The 18,357-nt window shown below is 26.6% G+C and carries 17 protein-coding genes; 10 read left to right on the plus strand and 7 right to left on the minus strand.

Annotated elements, in window-relative coordinates:
• The gene (locus A966_RS07965; protein WP_008724412.1) at positions 1-744 is read right to left on the minus strand and encodes a DeoR/GlpR family DNA-binding transcription regulator; all 744 of its coding nucleotides are present in this window, start codon (positions 742-744) and stop codon (positions 1-3) included.
• 178 nt (positions 745-922) lie between these two features.
• Positions 923-4,669: a transcription-repair coupling factor gene (mfd, locus tag A966_RS07970; RefSeq protein ID WP_008724415.1), complete on the minus strand. Its 3,747-nt coding sequence runs from the start codon at positions 4,667-4,669 to the stop codon at positions 923-925.
• 175 nt (positions 4,670-4,844) lie between these two features.
• Here mfd and A966_RS07975 point away from each other — a divergent pair, with 175 nt between their 5' ends.
• The 3 genes from A966_RS07975 to A966_RS07985 all read left to right on the plus strand — a co-directional run bounded on the left by A966_RS07975 (position 4,845) and on the right by A966_RS07985 (position 6,722).
• Complete coding sequence (locus tag A966_RS07975; RefSeq protein ID WP_039955604.1) at positions 4,845-5,369, plus strand: hypothetical protein; 525 nt, start codon at positions 4,845-4,847, stop codon at positions 5,367-5,369.
• 118 nt (positions 5,370-5,487) lie between these two features.
• Positions 5,488-6,051, plus strand: a complete 564-nt coding sequence (locus A966_RS07980) for a hypothetical protein (protein WP_008724420.1) — start codon at positions 5,488-5,490, stop codon at positions 6,049-6,051.
• Positions 6,048-6,722: an ABC transporter ATP-binding protein gene (locus tag A966_RS07985; RefSeq protein ID WP_008724423.1), complete on the plus strand. Its 675-nt coding sequence runs from the start codon at positions 6,048-6,050 to the stop codon at positions 6,720-6,722. Before A966_RS07980 ends, A966_RS07985 begins: the two co-directional genes overlap by 4 nt.
• A 1-nt stretch (position 6,723) precedes the next feature.
• On the opposite strand, the gene A966_RS07990 is transcribed toward A966_RS07985, so the two are convergent.
• From A966_RS07990 to A966_RS08000, 3 genes are all read right to left on the minus strand, one after another.
• Positions 6,724-7,074, minus strand: coding sequence for a PepSY-like domain-containing protein (locus tag A966_RS07990; protein ID WP_008724425.1), 351 nt, complete (start codon positions 7,072-7,074; stop codon positions 6,724-6,726).
• Between the two features lie 242 nt (positions 7,075-7,316).
• The gene (gene gyrA / locus A966_RS07995; protein WP_008724427.1) at positions 7,317-9,821 is read right to left on the minus strand and encodes a DNA gyrase subunit A; all 2,505 of its coding nucleotides are present in this window, start codon (positions 9,819-9,821) and stop codon (positions 7,317-7,319) included.
• A gap of 184 nt (positions 9,822-10,005) precedes the next feature.
• Positions 10,006-10,431, minus strand: a complete 426-nt coding sequence (locus A966_RS08000; RefSeq protein WP_008724429.1) for a response regulator — start codon at positions 10,429-10,431, stop codon at positions 10,006-10,008.
• Between the two features lie 122 nt (positions 10,432-10,553).
• On the opposite strand from A966_RS08000, the gene A966_RS08005 reads away from it, so the two are divergent.
• From A966_RS08005 to A966_RS08020, 4 genes are all read left to right on the plus strand, one after another.
• Positions 10,554-12,284, plus strand: coding sequence for a motility associated factor glycosyltransferase family protein (locus tag A966_RS08005; RefSeq protein WP_008724431.1), 1,731 nt, complete (start codon positions 10,554-10,556; stop codon positions 12,282-12,284).
• A 24-nt stretch (positions 12,285-12,308) separates the two neighbouring features.
• Positions 12,309-12,959, plus strand: a complete 651-nt coding sequence (locus tag A966_RS08010; protein ID WP_008724433.1) for an RluA family pseudouridine synthase — start codon at positions 12,309-12,311, stop codon at positions 12,957-12,959.
• A gap of 113 nt (positions 12,960-13,072) precedes the next feature.
• The gene (tpx, locus tag A966_RS08015; protein ID WP_008724435.1) at positions 13,073-13,570 is read left to right on the plus strand and encodes a thiol peroxidase; all 498 of its coding nucleotides are present in this window, start codon (positions 13,073-13,075) and stop codon (positions 13,568-13,570) included.
• Positions 13,571-13,703: 133 nt separating this feature from the next.
• Positions 13,704-14,186: a glutathione peroxidase gene (locus A966_RS08020; RefSeq protein ID WP_008724438.1), complete on the plus strand. Its 483-nt coding sequence runs from the start codon at positions 13,704-13,706 to the stop codon at positions 14,184-14,186.
• Positions 14,187-14,488: 302 nt separating this feature from the next.
• Here A966_RS08020 and A966_RS08025 read toward each other — a convergent pair whose 3' ends face one another.
• Positions 14,489-15,346, minus strand: coding sequence for an Rpn family recombination-promoting nuclease/putative transposase (locus tag A966_RS08025; RefSeq protein ID WP_008724439.1), 858 nt, complete (start codon positions 15,344-15,346; stop codon positions 14,489-14,491).
• Positions 15,347-15,959: 613 nt separating this feature from the next.
• Between A966_RS08025 and A966_RS08030 the strand changes: the two genes are divergently transcribed.
• The 3 genes from A966_RS08030 (at position 15,960) to A966_RS08040 (ending at position 17,813) form a co-directional block, all read left to right on the plus strand.
• Positions 15,960-16,697, plus strand: a complete 738-nt coding sequence (locus A966_RS08030; protein ID WP_008724440.1) for a copper homeostasis protein CutC — start codon at positions 15,960-15,962, stop codon at positions 16,695-16,697.
• A gap of 80 nt (positions 16,698-16,777) precedes the next feature.
• Entirely contained in the window at positions 16,778-17,491 is a 714-nt protein-coding gene (locus A966_RS08035) for an AzlC family ABC transporter permease (protein WP_008724441.1), read from the plus strand.
• Positions 17,484-17,813 (plus strand): branched-chain amino acid transporter permease, encoded by a 330-nt coding sequence (locus A966_RS08040; RefSeq protein ID WP_008724442.1) that lies wholly within the window; start codon positions 17,484-17,486, stop codon positions 17,811-17,813. Before A966_RS08035 ends, A966_RS08040 begins: the two co-directional genes overlap by 8 nt.
• A 5-nt stretch (positions 17,814-17,818) precedes the next feature.
• Here the strand turns inward: A966_RS08040 and lepB are convergent, their stop codons facing one another.
• Positions 17,819-18,349, minus strand: a complete 531-nt coding sequence (lepB, locus tag A966_RS08045) for a signal peptidase I (RefSeq protein ID WP_008724443.1) — start codon at positions 18,347-18,349, stop codon at positions 17,819-17,821.
• Positions 18,350-18,357 lie beyond the last annotated feature (8 nt).

An 18,357-nucleotide genomic window follows, 5' to 3' on the forward strand; every position in this document is an offset into this window, starting at 1 on the left:
TTATTGATTAACTATAAATAATCCTTTTAATTTATTTTTTATATTATCATCTATATCTTTTTCATTAGTTATCAAATAGGAATCTTCTAAGTTATAAAAATTAATAAAACTTTTCTTTTTTAACTTTGATTCATCGCATAAAAAGTAAGTTTTATTCGCTTTTGAAGCAGCTTCGCTTTTTATTAATGCCTCCTCACTGTCTGGTGTGGAATATCCGTTAATATCTATTGCATTTGCTCCCATAAATGCTAAATCAAAATTGAAATTCCTTATTGATAAAACAGCACTAGCTCCAACTAAAGCACCTGTAAGCATTTTCATTTTTCCGCCTATTAAGTATGATTCTATTTTTTTGTTATAAAGTTCCTCTATATGACTTAAACCGTTAGTTACCACTTTTATATTTTCTATGCCTGCTAAATATTTAATCATAGCAAAAACACTAGTTCCCGCATCTAAATATATTGTATTACCGCTTTCAACTAATGAAGCAGCAAACTTTCCTATTTTTTCTTTTTCTTCTGAATATATTTCCTTTTTGTATATCAAACTTTCTTCCTGAGTATCAACTAATATAGCACCTCCATGAACTCTTCTTATTTTTCCTGCTTTTTCAAGAAATGTTAAATCTCTCCTGATAGTTGCCTCTGAAACATTAAGTCTTTCAATGAGTTCTTCTATTTTGATATTCTTTTTCTCTTTTATAACTTCAAAAATTAATTCATATCTGCTTACTTTCAGCACTTTTATTCTTACCTCATTCAATCTTTATATTAATAATTATATCAAAAAAAACTATAAAAATCAATCAAAATCAATCAAAAATAATCAATTTCAATCAAAAAATATAAAAAAAACTGCATTAAGTATAATTTGCAGCATATTATTATACTTAATGCAGCTTAAATAAGTTAAAATTATATTATTTTTTATTTACTTTTATCAATTTAGGAGATCTTCTTGATATAGTTCTTTTTTTATTATTTTTGTTATTTTTTAGATTAGCTTCGGCAATGCTCATTTTGGAATGTTCTTCTTTTTTATTGTCTATTTTATTTTCATTATTTTTGTTACTTTCATTTTGTGAATTACTATTCTCTGTATAATTTTCACTTTCTATTTCTAATATTACATTTTTTATTTTTTCTAACTTCCATTCAATATCATTTTCTTTTTCATTTACAACAGGTATTATTAATTGATTAAGATTATCCTTATCAAAATAAACTCCTGAATTTTTAGTATTGATTAATTTTACAAGTTTATCAGTATCTATTTTTGAAAGTTTATCAAGTTTAAGATATATATTATACTGTCCCTCTATAACAGATAATATTCTAATTCTTTTTAATATGATTTTGAGTTTTGCTATATTGAAAATATCTTCTAATTCTCTAGGAAGTTTTCCGTATTTATCTGTCATAAACTCTTTGGAATATTCTATATCCTCATCGCTTTGAGAACGCATTATTAATTTGTATGCGGATATTTTCTCTTTTGAATCTGCTATATAAGAGTCAGGAATAAATAAATTATGCTTCAAATCTATAACGGTATCGAATGTTACTTCTTTTATTTCGCCTTTATATTCATTGGCAGCTTCTTCAAGCATTTGAGTATAAAGTTCATAACCTACCTGATATATCATACCGGATTGCTCTTTACCTAAAATATTTCCTGCCCCTCTTATTTCCAAATCACGCATAGCTATTTTAAATCCTGCCCCTAAATCTGTATGTTCGGATATAGCTTCAAGTCTTTTATAAGCAACTTCTGTAAGAGCTAAATCGCTTGGATAGAACATATAAGCATAAGCCTCTCTGTCGCTTCTTCCAACTCTTCCTCTTAATTGATAAAGTTCAGATAATCCTAATTTATTTGCATTATCTATTAGTATAGTATTAGCATTAGGTATGTCTATGCCGTTTTCTATTATAGTAGTTGATACTAGTATGTCATATTTATGATTAATAAAATCTTCCATTATTTTTTCTAACTGATGCCCTGTCATTCTTCCATGTGCCACGCATATTCTTGCCTTAGGACAAAGTTTTTTTATCATAAGTGCAAATGATTCTATTGTGTCTATTCTGTTATAAAGATAAAATACTTGTCCTTCTCTTTTTAGCTCTCTTTCTATTGCATTTACAACTGCTTCTTCGCTGAACTCTGTAACGAAAGTTTTTACAGGTATTCTATTTAATGGTGGGGTTTCTATTATACTGATATCTCTTATCCCTGTTAAAGCCATATTTAAAGTTCTAGGTATAGGAGTAGCTGAAAGGGTGAGAACATCTGTTTCTAATCTTAATTTTTTTAATGCTTCTTTATGCTTAACACCAAATCTCTGCTCTTCATCTATAACTATAAGTCCGAGATTTTTAAACTCAATATCTTTTGATAAAAGCATATGAGTTCCTACTATTAAATCGCAGGAGCCTGTTTTTAATAATTCTTTATTTCTTTTTGCCTGCCTGCTTGTAACGAATCTATTTAAAACTTCTATTCTAATAGGAAAATCTTCAAATCTTTTTTTGGCATTATTATAATGCTGCTGCGATAATATAGTAGTAGGGCAGAGTATAGCACATTGTTTTCCTGCCATTATAGCTTTAAATACAGCTCTGAATGCCACTTCTGTTTTTCCAAATCCTACATCTCCGCATACAAGTCTGTCCATCATTTTCCCGCTTTCCATATCTTCTTTTATATCATTAATAGCTCTTAACTGATCAACCGTTTCCTCATAACGAAATGAAGCTTCAAAATCGTCCTGCCATTGAGTATCAGCCCCATAAACATTTCCTCTGATATTGGATCTTATAGCATAAAGTTTTATTAATTCTCTGGCAGTAGCTAAGGCATCTTCTCTTGCCTTGCTCTTTATTTTATCCCAAGCACTTCCGCCTAACAATGTTAATTTAGGAGCTTCGCCATGTCCGGATATGTATTTCTGCACGAAGTTCATTTGCTCTACAGGTATATAAAGTTTATCGCCTTTAGCATATTCTAATGTGATATAGTCTTTTTCTTTACCATTGGACATTTTTCTTGTAAGACCTAAATACTTTCCTATACCATAATTAACATGTACAGCATAATCTCCTACATTTAAATCTACAAATGTTTCTATTAAGTTTTTATTAACTTTAGGTATTTTTCTTACTTTTTTTCTCTTTCTTCCAAATACTTCCCAATCTGCTATGAATATTGTTTTTATATCATCTTTTATAAAACCTGATGATGCTTGGGTAGTTATTATATAAAAATTATTTTCATTTTTTGAATAATCTTTTTTTATTTCTTTATCTTTATTAGCATCTTCAAGAATTATTTCTTTATTATCTTCATTATTATTCTCAGTATTTTCTATGCTGTTATTTATTATTTCTTTATTGTCATTATTTTCTTTATATTCAGATACTTTTTCTTCATATTCTATTTCATTTTCGGTTATGATTATTGGAGATAAATCCTGCATTATCTTATAAAATCTTAATGCCTGATCATTATGACCTGTAGATAAAATAATTAAATAATCTTTTTCTCTATATTCTTTAACATAATCGAGAAAATCTGTTAATCTTGATTTAAAAGAAATACCCTCTAAAAAGTTAAATTTATATATATCTGTATCTGTTATGAAAGGAGATATATTTATTGATTTTTTTATTATCTCAGAAAAGTAATTATTATCAATATAAAGTTTATAAATATCTTCTATTATATTAAATATATTATCTATATCATTAAAATTTTCTTTTATAGTATCTATAATAGTGATAAATTTATTTTTTAATTTTAAAGCATCGTCAATGAATATATAGCCATAATCAAAATAATCAAATATAGTTTCTAAGTCATTATAAAAAATAGGCAGTAAATTTTCACTTCCGGCGAAATATTTTCTTTTTATTATATTGTCTCTAATTTCATCATTAATATTGTTATTGTTTAAAAATTCATTTACCGCCGTATCGCTATATACCGCTTCCCTCACAGGATAAATAATGATATTTTCTGCAGTTTTGAAAGATCTTCCGTCTTCTATGTTGAATAATCTTATACTCTCTATTTCATCATCAAATAATTCTATTCTAATAGGATTATCATATTCCACAGAAAATATATCTACTATACTTCCTCTTACAGAAGCAGTACCTTTTTCAGCAACTTCTCTTTCTATAACATATCCTAAATCATATAGTGTTAATCTTAAATTATCTAAATCTAATTTATCTCCTACATTTAAATATATAGGCAGATTTTTCAGATCATTTCTATTTGGTAATTTTCTAGTTACAGCATTTATTGTTGTTATTATTATACATTTTTCTTTATTTATCAATTTATACAATATATTTATTCTTTCCTGTGCTATATCAGTAATAGGAGACATTTTAGTAAAAGGAACTGTATCATAATCAGGAAAATAATAATTAGGTATATTATAAAAGTTTAAAGATTGGCTTAGAAGCATAGCATCGCTTTCATTTTCTTTGATTATTAAAATACTTTCTGTATTAAAAATAGAAGCAAAAAATAAAGAATCACTTCCTCCTTTAAGTCCTGTTATGCTTTTTGTTTTTTTTATATCGAAATTTACAAATTCTTCACTTTTTGAAAATTTTTCTATTAATTCTCTATATATTGATTCATTATTATGCATATTACTTTTACCATTTATATAATGTGTTAAAATGTCAATATATAATAAATATTATTTTATTAAATAGCAATAGTTCATAATGAAAAGGTTTTGAAAAATTAATACAAATATAATTTTATATTATAATTAGTTTTTATGCCGAAAATAAAAAAAATATTTTTAAATAAGGTATCTTATGTTGAAATTGTATAGTATATTCGTATTATTATTTATTATAAGCTCTTGTGCTTCTAATGTTAAAGTATCTGAAAGTAAATACAATAGTATATGGATAAAATCGGTTAAGGGTAAAAGTGTGCTTGCTCCTAACGGATATTTATACACATTTAAAGAAAATGGAAATGTTGAATATAAAATAAATGGTATGAAAAGGGGTACAGGAATATTTTTATATGCAGAAAGTTCTACTAATGCTTATTATTATGAAAAGATGCCTTTAAATTATGTTGCTTATGATGTAAGAGATTCTATTCCAAACAGCAATGTAAATATGCTGGTAGGCTTTATTCTTAATAATGGTGTATTAGAAATGACTTCAGGCTATACTAAAGAATACAAAAAAAGATTATCCGATTGGAAAAAAACTAATTTAACAATATACAATACCTTAAGAGAAGGAAAAGATATGTCTGAATATCCTATTCCTTTAATAGAAGAGGTAGATAATTTCAATACAATAGAATTCGGAGCATTAAGATAATTCTTATATGTAGTAAAAATAATTTGCTTAAGTAATCATAGATAATATCGATATTCAGTTTTAGAGCTATTTTACAAAGATACGGCTAATAGGTTAAAAAAAATAAAAGGTTTTTATTGTGTATAATTCAACTATAGGATATGCTTCAAAACTTATTAAAGGAAGTATTGTATTTTCAATAATAATATTTATTTCATTATCTCAGCTTATGACTGTAACTTCTATATTCAGTTTGGTATGGAAATATGAAATATTATTAAATGAAAATATACCTTTCTTCAGAGAGTTTTCTATATACGCTTTATTTATAGGAATATTAATAATAGGGGTGTTATATTCTGCAATATCCAGCTCTTATATATTTTCAAAGAACAGCAGAATGTTTTCCACTTTGCGTATATTCGGAGCTACTAAATTAGCTATAAGAAAATTAGCCATATTAATAAGTCTTTTATATCCTTTAGTATCATTTTTGATTTGTATTATAGAAATGTTAATATTGTATATAAGATATAGTTCATATATATTAACTTTGATAGAAGTTTCTGATGTAATTAACGGAGCTTATGTAGTATTACTTGCAAATGCTGCATTAATAATAGGATTTATGATAGGAGCTTTTATTTCTAATTCTATACTTTTGAGAAAAGATCCTTATGATGATTTGAGGGGAACACTATGAATATAAAAATAATCAATGTATCAAAGGTTTTCCCTTTGGGAGTTAATCAATTTAATGCCTGCGAAGATATTAGTTTGGATATCAATCAAGGCGATTTTATAAGTTTTGTAGGACATACAGGAAGCGGAAAAAGTACATTGCTAAGTATAATAGGCGGAATACTTAAACCTACTAGCGGAACTATATATTATGATTCTTTCAAATTGAATGGAGCTAGCGAAGATGTTCTTGCAAGTTTTAGACGAGAATATTTTTCTTATATATTTCAATATCCTGTTATTATACCTACTATAAGCGTTATTGATAATATATTAATGCCTTTATCTTTTAAACATAAAATTACAGAAGAAAAAATAAATCAGACTAAGGAAAATATAGAATTATTTGCTCTTAAAGATAAAACATATTCTAAAGCATCTAATCTCTCAGGCGGCGAAATGAAAAAGGTTGCTATATTAAGAGCATTGGCTTACGGCTGTAAATGCTTAATAGCCGATGAGCCTACAAGCGATCTTGATCCTGCAAGTACAAAAACTTTGATGGAAATATTGACAACTATTAATAAACAAGGAACTAGCATCATTATGGTTACACATGCACACAATATAGCAGCTTATGCCAATAATGTTTATGAAATGTCTAATGGCAAAATAGTTCGCTGTTTAAAATGATTTAATTGCTGTATATATGCATTTCCAAATAATGATCTAATATTACTCTATATGAATTAATGATTTTCCTTATTTCATTAATATCTAAATTTTCATATTTATATTTTGTTTCAAATCTTTTTAATTTACTTATTTTCTTTTGAACTATATCAGGAATAACATCTTCAGGAAGCCTTTTTTCACTATTAATAGAAATCCAATTACCATTCTCATCAAATGTGATAAAGACTTCATTATCAAGTTCTACTTTAAAAATATTATCTATTTTTTCAATTTCTACTATCTGTGCTTTAAGAAATTTACTCTTTATAAATATTTCAGCATCATAAGGCAGCTTTATTGTAGTATCCATAATGTAACCTCAAAATAACATATTAATATTATCTATATTTTTATATATTTAATAAGTAAATTTTTTCTTTAACATTTAAGAGAAAAAATTATATTTAATTAAAATTAAAGATTTAATAAATAAAATAACAATTATTTCAAATATTCATTTTGTCATATTACCAATATAATAAAATTTTATAAAAATGCAATTTTTTAATTAAAAAAGCCTATATTAAAAAATATAGGCTTATAAATATTAAATTATTTTTTTTCTTCACTATCAGCAGGTACAACAGCTAAATCGCTAACCCTAGCACCGTCAGAAATATTAACGATTTTTACACCCTTAGCATTTCTTCCAAGTTCAGGTATAGAATCAGCTTTGATTTTTATAGTCATGTCATCAGTAGTAACAACCATTATCTCATCTTTATCACCTACAGTTTTTACGCTGACAACATTTCCTGTTTTGTTATCCGGCTTAATATAAATCTGTCCTTTTCCTCCTCTTCCTTTAACATTAAACTGTTTTGAAGAAAGTCTTTTACCTATACCATTTTCTGTAATAACGATTAATGATTCACCCTTATGTATAGCATTTCCTGATACGCAAACATCACCATCATCTAAGGCAATACCTTTAACACCAGCTGCTGCTCTTCCCATTTTTCTAATCTTCTCTTCAGTGATTCTTAAAGCAAGTCCTGAAGCCGTAGTCATAATAAAATCATCTCCGCTCTGAACAGCAGAAACAGCCACTAATTCATCATTATTTTCTAATGTTAAAGCAAGTATTCCTCTTTTTTTGGCATTTTCAAGATGCTTTAATTCCATTTTCTTTATAGTACCCATTTTTGTAACCATAATAATAGATTTCTTAGGATCAAACTCGGATACTGTGAAGTAGCTTGTAATTTTCTCTTCAGGTGCTAAATTAAGTATAAATTTAATACTTTTACCCTGAGATATCTTGCTTAAAGCAGGTATTTCATGCACCTTCATCCAGAAAGCCTTACCTCTGTCTGTAAATATAAATAAATAGTCTTTAGTAGAAGCAACAAATAAATGTTCTATATAATGCTCGCCTTGAGATTTTCCGCCCTGAACACCTACGCCGCCTCTGCCTTGAGTACGATAACTTGAAGCTGGTACTCTCTTAATGAATCCCTGAGTAGTGATAGATACTGCTACATCTTCATCATGTATCAAATCTTCTTCATCTATTTCTGTATCATTAGTTTTTCCGATTATCTCGCTTCTTCTGTCATCACCGTATTTTTCTGCTATTTTTTTAAGCTCATCTTTGATAACAGCAAGTATTTTTTCTGGGTGGGCGAGTAAGTCCTCACAGTAGGCTATAAACTCTCTTAATTGCTGTAATTCTTGTTCTATTTTTAATTTTTCTAAAGCAGTTAAGCGTTTGAGAGGCATGTCAAGTATAGCCTGAGCCTGTTTTTCAGAAAGTTTGAATCTGTTCATAAGAGTTGTTCTTGCAGCATCAGTATTTTCGCTTTCTCTTATTATTCTTATAACCTCTTCAATATTAGCCTGAGCTATTAGTAAACCTTCTAATATATGAGCTTTAGCCCTAGCTTGATTCAAATCATATTCTGTTCTTTTTGTGATAACCTCAACTCTGTGGTCGACAAAATATTTTATAAGTTCTTTTAAATTTAAAACTTTAGGCTCGCCATTAACTAAGGCAAGATTAATAATACCAAAAGTAGTTTCCAAATCAGTATGCTTCCATAACTGATTAAGCACTATTTGTGTGGCAACACCTTTTTTAAGTTCTATTATAAGACGAATACCTGCTCTGTTGCTAGATTCATCTCTAATATCAGCAACACCTTCAATTTTACCTTGTTTTACTAATTCAGCTATTTTTTCATGCAAATTAGTTTTTACAACGCCGTAAGGAAGCTCTTTAACTATTATAGCCTCTCTGTCTTTTTTGGTTTCTTCTACTTCAAGTCTTGCTCTTAGCTTTATTCGTCCTTTTCCTGTAGTATAAGCCTCTTTTATTCCCTCTTTACCGTATATAATTCCAGCAGTAGGGAAATCAGGACCTTGTACATAACGCATCAAATCTTTAATTTCTGCATCCTGATGATCTATATAATAAACTATAGCATTTACAACCTCTTTTAAGTTATGAGGCGGCATATTAGTAGCCATACCAATAGCAATACCCATACTTCCATTGACTAAAAGCTGAGGTACTGTAGCAGGAAGCACAGAAGGCTCAGTTCTGGAATCATCGAAGTTCGGTACAAATTTAACAGTTTCTTTTTCTATATCATTAAGCATCTCTTCTGCAAAACGAGTCATTCTCGCTTCAGTATAACGCATTGCTGCAGGAGGGTCATCATCTATAGAACCGAAATTACCCTGTCCGTCTACAAGTAAATAACGCATAGAGAAATCCTGTGCCATTCTTACCATAGTTCCGTAAACTGCAGCATCTCCGTGAGGGTGATAACGAGCCAAAACTTCTCCGACTGTGGCTGCAGATTTCTTATATGGTTTATCATGTGTAAGATTAGCATCGTACATAGCATATAAGATTCTTCTATGAACAGGTTTTAAACCGTCTCTTACATCAGGCAATGCCCTAGATACGATAACGCTCATAGCATAAGTTAAATAAGATTCTCTTAATTCATTTTCTATTGAAATATGATCTACTCTTTTTAAGATATCTTTTGTCAGTGTGGAATATTGTCTTTCTTCTGAATTATCTTCTTTATTCTTTTTTACTGCCATATATTTATATCCTTAAAAAATATTCATACAATTATAACATTTTATGATAAAATTATCAATATACAAAATGATACTATAATATAGAAGAAAATATATGATTTATATTATAACTATTGTAATAATATATTTTATTTCTGAAAATATAGCATCAGATATTATAAATTAAAAGTGTTAAAGACTAAATTTATTTTAAATAATCTTCTCTTCCTATTACCCTAGCTAAATGATATATCATAGTCTGACGCTGAACAGGCTTTACAATATAACCGTCTACTTTTAATTTTAAGAACTCCATTAATACGCCTTTATTGGCATAAGAAGTAACAACTATTATCTTGGAGTCTATATTTAATGCTCTAATTCTTTTAAGTAAATCGATTCCGTTCATCTGCGGCATATCAAAATCCGTCATTATTATATCCGGTTTATCTGCTGCTTCTCTAAGCTTTGTTAAAGCATCCATAGCGCCGTCAGCTTCCAATATTACATCAAATTTTTCAGATAATAATATCTTTCTTTCAGCTATTCTTATAGTACTAGAATCATCTATAACCATTACTTTATATGGCTTTCCTGTTTTAGTATTATATCCTAATGGTGAAGTTGACATAAAAATACCTCATAAAAGTTATATCTTTATAATTTATAATAATTATAGATATTGTCAATTATTTTTTATTATATATTGTGCTATATATTTGATTTTTATATTTTTTTTGTTATTATAAATAGATGAATATATCAGTAAAACTGCATAATTTATTAAAAGAAGAAAAAAGCGAACTCGACGCTTCATACAAAATAGAAAAAAATAAAGATAATATCATAATAATTTCTAAAAATGGAAGAGCTTTACATAGTAAATATAATATTAATAATGAATCAAAAAGAGCTTTAGAAAATATCAATAAAAATAAAAATCTCCTCATAATATATGGATATGGATTAGGATATACTTTAAAATATCTGATTGAAAATATTGATAATTATTTTAATAAAGAAATCATAAAAACTCTTAAAATAATAGTTGTCATAGAAGATGCAGCAGTTTTCAAATATTCTTATTATAATATATACAATACGGATAATAAGAATATATTTTTTGTATATAAAGATGACAGTATTGATTATATAAATAAAATCATTGATTATAAAAGCATAAATGGTATTAATTTGGTTCTTCTTCCATCGCTTACCAAAGAAGAAAAGGATAATGCTAATATATTTTATACTCAGATATTAAATATAATGGAAAAAGAAATATCAAATATATTTACCAATATGTATTTTGAGAATATATGGACTAAGAATATAATATTTAATAGTGAGTATATAAAAAAATCATCGGATATAATTCATTTTAAAGATGCATTCAAAGGATTAAAGGCTCTTTTAATATGTCCAGGACCTACATTGAAGCATAGTATAGATACAATAAAAAAAGAAAGAGAAAATTTCTTTATTATATGCGTTGATACTAGTTACAGTGTATTATGTAAACATGGCATAATTCCTGATTTTGTGATTACTGTAGACGGAGGATTTTTTAATTCTTTAGATTTTGTATATGAAAATAGTGTATTTCCTTATTTGGTTATGGATATAGCGGCAAATAAAATAATACCTAGAAATATAAATGCTGATATTATAAGATTTACTTCTTCTGAAAATTTAGGAATAATAAAATATATACAAGATTTTACCAAATTATCATGTCTTACTACTTCAAGCACCGTAGCAACAACTATGATAGATTTTGCTCATTATATTGGTTTAGATGAAGTATTATTAATAGGTTTTGACAATAGCTATCCTTTTTATGAGAGGCATATTAAACATGCTCTTTCTTATGAATATATGGTGAATAAAACTAATAAATTAAAAACTTATGAATCATATTATTTTAATGCTATAAGAAATAATAATACAAATATAGATAATTATCCGCCTACGGAATTTGTATTTGAAAGTCAGATGGAATATTTTAATGAATTCAAAGATAAATATTCAAATATGAAAATAAATAGAATTACTAAAGAAGCTGTGAAAATAGATTCTATAGAAGAGGGCAGCATAGAGAATTTTTCTATTGATAATATAAGAAAGAAAGCATTAAATATAGCTAATAGCATATATGAAAAAGATAATAATACTGATATAAAAAAAGCATATATAGAATTAAAAAATACATTAGAAGAATTTAGAAATATTTTGTCAAATATATATAACGATATAAATAATAATTTAAATAATATAGATGAATTATATTATGAAACAATGAATCTTGTAAAAGAATATCAAAAAAAAGCAAGCATACTGCAAACTATTTTATCAGCGACTATACTTATGTGCGAAAGGGGAGAAAGAGAAAAAAAAGAAAAATTAATATTTCTTATTGCTGAAAGTTTGAGAAATGTGAATTACTTTTTTACTAGAATATCTTTAATTATAGAAAAATTATAATAATTATAAAAAAGTGAATATAAAATGAAAATTATTTATGAAGATGATTATTTCATTGCTATTGATAAAGAAGCAGGTATTGAAGCAGATAATAATTTAATAAATATGATAAAAAAAGAATATAATCATATTGACAGTTTATATTTAGTTCATAGAATAGATAAATTTACTTCAGGAATACTTATTCTTGCTAGAGATGAGAAAACTAAACAATATTTTGAAGAATCTTTTAAAAATAAAATCATTAATAAAGTATATCATGCCATAGTTCAGGGAAAAGTGAAAAAAGATAATGGTACAATAGATGTATCAATAGGAATAGACAAAAAAAATCCTAATAGGAGAATACCATTGCCTGTAAAAGATGGAGGAGAATCAGCAGTAACTCATTATAAAGTTCTGAAAATATTAAATGAACATACTTTACTTGAGCTTAAACCAGTAACAGGCAGAACGCATCAGATAAGAGTGCATCTTTCATATATAGGACATCCAATAATAGGTGATAAAATATATTCAAAAAATGCTGATATTTATAAAATGAAAGGTTTTGCTTTAATAGCAAAAGAAATTAATTTTGTTCACCCAATCACAAAAAAAGATATAAAGATAGATATAAAATACAATAAAGAGTTTTTAATTAGGATTAAGCTCCTTGAAAGAGTTAAAAAATAAAATTATTCATTTTTTTTATTGACTTTTTTCCTAATAATTTATATATTTTCTTAAATAATAAAAGATTATATTTAATTTTTATTAAAATTAATAAATAATAGAAGGAGTAAAAAATGACAGTTACATTTCAAGGTGCAACACAAACTTTAGAAGGTGCTCAATTAACAGTAGGAGCTAAAGCTTTAGATTTTACAGTAGTAAAAACAGATTTAAGTCCATGGTCTTTAAAAGATGCAGGTGATACAGTAAAAATAATAGCTTCTGTACCATCTCTAGATACACCAGTATGCGATGTACAAACTAAAAGATTCAATAAAGAAGCTGCTTCTTTAAAAGGAGTAACAGTAGTAACAGTATCTGTTGACTTACCATTTGCTCAAGCTAGATGGTGTGCTGCTGCTAATGCTTCTTCACATATAGTAGCTTCTGACTATAATCAAAAAGATTTCGGAAGAAAATACGGTACTTTATTAAAAGAATTACAACTTTTAACTCGTGCTGTATTTGTACTTGACAAAGACAATACTGTTAAATATGTACAATATGTTCCAGAAATCACTAATGAACCAGATTATGATGCTGCTTTAAATGCTGCTAAAGCTCTTTTATAATTTATAATTAGAGAGTAATTTTAAGGCATATTCTATTATTATAGAGTATGCCTTTTTTATTTGCATATATATAAAAACTAATTTATAATTTCAAAATAAATAATTAATACTTATAAAAATTTATGGAGGAATTATGAGTATATATGACTACACTGTAAAAGATGCTGAAGGCAAGGATGTTAAATTAAAAAAATATGAAGGTAAAGTTTTATTAATAGTAAATACTGCCACAAAATGCGGATTTACAAAGCAGTATCCAGCATTGCAAGATTTATATAAAAAATATAAAAAAGAAGGCTTTGAAATATTAGATTTCCCTTGCAATCAATTCGGAGGTCAGGCTAAAGAACCTATTGAAGAGATTGCCGAGTTTAGAAAAGAAAAATTTGGTATTACTTTCAAACTATTTGATAAAGTAAAAGTTAATAGTAAAAATGCAGATCCTTTATTTGTTTATTTAAAATCAGAAAAACCAACTGAAGAGGGTGTTGAAAAAATAAGATGGAACTTCGGTAAGTTTTTAATAGACAGACAGGGAAATATAGTAGGACGCTATGATCCTAGAGTAAAACCTGAAGAACTTGATGAGATAGTAGGAGAACTTCTTAAAAAGTAATAAATAAAAATTAAGAGCTTTTATATATTGTTGTATATAGAAGCTCTTTTTATTTCTAATAGTTAAAAGTTTTTTATTTATAAAAAATTATTCTCTGTTTATATTATATGTACGCCACTATACTATTACTATTTTTTATTATAGTTTTTCTATTTCTTTATTATTTATATATAAAAAATTTGTTCACTAAAAGTATCTGACAAGTAAACTTGCCAGATGTTCACAAATTTTTTATTTCTTTATTTTTATATATAAAAAAATTTGTTCACTAAAAGTATCTGACAAGTAAACTTGCCAGATGTTCACAAATTTTTTATTTCTTCTATACTTAATCCTGTGTTTTCACTTATAATTTTTATGTCTATGCCTGCATTCTTGAAACTTTTAGCTATGGATATTTGCTGCTGCCTTTTACCTTGTTCTATGCCTTCTTCTCTTCCTAATCTTCTTTCTTCTTCAAGCATTATTTGATTACCATATAAATATGCCTGCCTTTTATCATATTCGTTCATCAGTAGTCTATCTTTAATAAAGTTATTGTATCTTCTTTGTACTTCTTCCATTATAGGTTTTTCTTTTACTAGATCAGACATAATAACCTCCTTATTATCTTTTTCTTTCATTGTAAAAAATTTAAGCCAGCAGTTTAAATCTGATTGTAATAAATTATATTTAAATTTTTTGAGTTCAATTATATGAATTTGCAAATGATCTGTTAACAGTCTTTTGCCGTTAGTATCATAAATCATATAACATGAATGTATAGAATCATTATCATCTAAATTAAAATTAAGTAAGTTGATACTAATTACTGGAGTTAAAGCATCATATTTTTCTCCATGCTTTAATAGCTTACTATAATTAGCTGTCCAATAATATAGTATGCGTTCTGGAAATCTAGAATTACCTTGTAACTGTATTTCTATAATTACAACAGTACCATTTTGAGTTATACACTTTACATCTGCTATTGTTTCCTTATCTTCATAATTTTCCTTATAATTAAATGGAGTAAGTATCTCTACTGATCTAAAAGTTTTCATATTAGAGTCAAGCATTATTGAATTGATAAAGTCAAGCAGTATAGGATTACTGTCTGGTGATGAAAATAAATACCTCACAAAATAATCATTTAAAACATTAATATCTCTTCTGCTCATAATACTATTATACAAAAAATAACTATAAAAGTAAAGTTTAAGACTATCATATATTTTATCTCCTAAAGGTTTTATGGTTTGTATATTTAAGCTTAATAGTTTACTCTTATTTTTCCAGCTTCCTTTTAAATCAATATTCTTTTTGCCATTTCCTAAATTAATAATATTATTTAACTGACTATTATCTATTTTAAAGCTGAATTATTCTTTTTTATCAGAATTATCATAATCAAAGGCAGTTAATTTAATGTTATTTTTATACATTTCTCCGCTTATAGGTATTGGATTATTAATACTATTATATTTATAATATCCGTCTATATAAGACTTCTTATTTTCTGTAATACTATCAGGATTTGAAGTATGTATATTTATTTTAATAGGGTATTTGTAAATAGTTCCTTCAATAGTAAAAAATAAATGCTTGTTATATTGGTAGTATAAGCAAAAGCAGATATGTAAATTATATTAATTAATAACATTATAAATAATTTTTTCATAAATCTACTCTTTATTATTAAATATATAAGTTCAGTATTTATAATAATTTTGACAATTGGTAAATTTCTAGTATAATTTACGCGTTTTAATAATTTGATATAAAGGCATTATTATGAATATCAAAATAGAAATATGCGTTGATTCTGTAGAGTCCTGTATAAATTCTGAAAAAGGCGGAGCTGACCGACTTGAGCTTTGCGGAAATATGTTCGAGGGAGGTACAACTGCAAGTTTCGGTGTTTTAGAATTAGCAAGAGAAAAGGTGAATATACCAATATATGCAATGGTGCGTCCTAGGGGCGGAGATTTCTGCTATGATGATACAGAGTTTGAAGTAATGAAAAGAGAAATAAAACTCATGAAGGAATTAAAAATTGACGGTATAGTATTCGGCATACTTACAAAAGAAGGAAAAGTTGATAAAGAAAGATGCAGTGAACTATTAGATTTATGGGGAAATAGTAAAGCTACTTTTCATAGGGCAGTAGATGTAAGCTGTGATTTGAATAAAGCATGCGAAGATATAATATCTATTGGTTTTGAGAGAATACTCACTTCCGGAGGTGAGGCTAATGTTATGAACGGTATAATCAAATTAAAAGAATTAGTTTCAAAATATAATAATAAAATAATAATAATGCCCGGAAGCGGAATAAATGAAAGAAATATAGAATATATAAAAGATACTCTAAAAGCTAATGAATATCATATGACAGCAAATAAAACAGTTAATAGTTTAATGGAATACAGAAATGAAAATGTATTTATGGGAACAGCTTTAAGGTCTTCAGAGTTTAGTATAAAATATACTGATGAAGAAAAGGTAAAAAATATAAAATCAAAATTATAAAAATAATATTGACATAAATATTTTTTTTATTATCCTATTATTTTTTTAATACAACATTAAATACTAAAACTATAAAGAATATGAATACTAAAAAACATGATTTAATTTCAGCATTAAAATATGCTTTTCCTTTTACTGTACCTGTTCTTGTAGGGTATATATTTTTGGGTATGGCTTATGGAGTACTTATGAAATCTAAAGGTCTTGATACTTGGCTTGCCGTTTTTTTAAGTTTATTTGCCTATTGCGGAAGCATGCAGTATACCGCTATTAATTATTTATTTTTAGCTCCTTTTAATCCTCTATATGCTTTTATGCTTACATTAATAGTTAATTCAAGGGTAGGTTTTTATGGAATATCTCTTGCATCAAAATTTCAAAATACAGGAATTATAAAACCTTATTTGATATATACTTTAAGCGATGAAACTTTTTCTATACTATGCTCTGCAGATATACCGGAAAATATTAATAAAAACGCCTTTCTTTTCTTTGTGTCTTTCATAGATCACATGTATTGGAATATAGGTACATTGTTAGGCTGTTTAATAGGATCTTTTATCACTTTCAATACTAAAGGGCTTGATTTTGTTTTAACTGCTTTATTTGTCGTGATATTTACAGAACAATGGCTTGAAAGTAAAGATCATAGAGGTGCTTTGATTGGGCTTATATGCTCTATACCTATTTTAATATTTAAAACTAATATATTCATAATACTTGCTATGGTATTGATATTCATATCTATAAGTATAATTTATAAATATAATGAAGATGGAAAAATATATGAATAATAAAGAAATATTTATAACAGCTTTGATGATTGTAATTGGAACCGCTTTTTTAAGATTTCTTCCTTTTATCATAATAAATAAATCATTATCTGAAAATAGATATGTACAGTTTTTAGGTAAAGTGCTTCCTTATTCTATGATAGCACTTCTTGTGATATATTGTTTGAAAGATATAAATATTATAAAATTTCCTTATGCCTTACCGGAATTAATATCTATAGCAATTATAATAATTTTGCATGTAATAAAAAGAAATGTTTTAATAAGTATAGGAGCAGGAACTATAATTTATATGTTTTTGGTGCAGGTGATATTTGTATAATAATTTTATTCTGAAATATTATTATGATGAAAAATATTATTAAATAGCTGAAATCTTTTTTTAGGGCTGAATATGAGTATAACCTGACCTTTTATATCTTTTTCATCTACAAGCCCAAAATATCTGCTATCCTCGCTTACCTTTATATTATCTCCCAAAACGAAATACTGATTACTGCCTACAATATAGAGTCCGTCATCTTCGCTTGAAAATATATAATATTCATGTTCTATAAGATTGTCATTTAAATAAAGTCCGCCTTCTTTTATTTCTACTTTATCGCCCTCTATTCCTATAACTCTTTTTACGAGATTTGTATCATCATAATTAAATACTACAACATCAAAATTTTTAATTCTATTAAATATAAAATTCTTTTTTAAAAGAAGTATTTGATCTCCCTCAAAAAAAGTAGGCTCCATAGATTTATTAGTAACAATATATGTGTCAAAGAAAAATATTCTAATAAATCCGGCTATTAAAACGGCACTTAATGAAGCTAATATTATTTCTACAATTTGTTTTTTATTTGTCATATAAAAAA

Source organism: Brachyspira hampsonii 30446 (assembly GCF_000316195.1).
GTDB classification, from domain to species: Bacteria; Spirochaetota; Brachyspiria; order Brachyspirales; family Brachyspiraceae; genus Brachyspira; species Brachyspira hampsonii_C.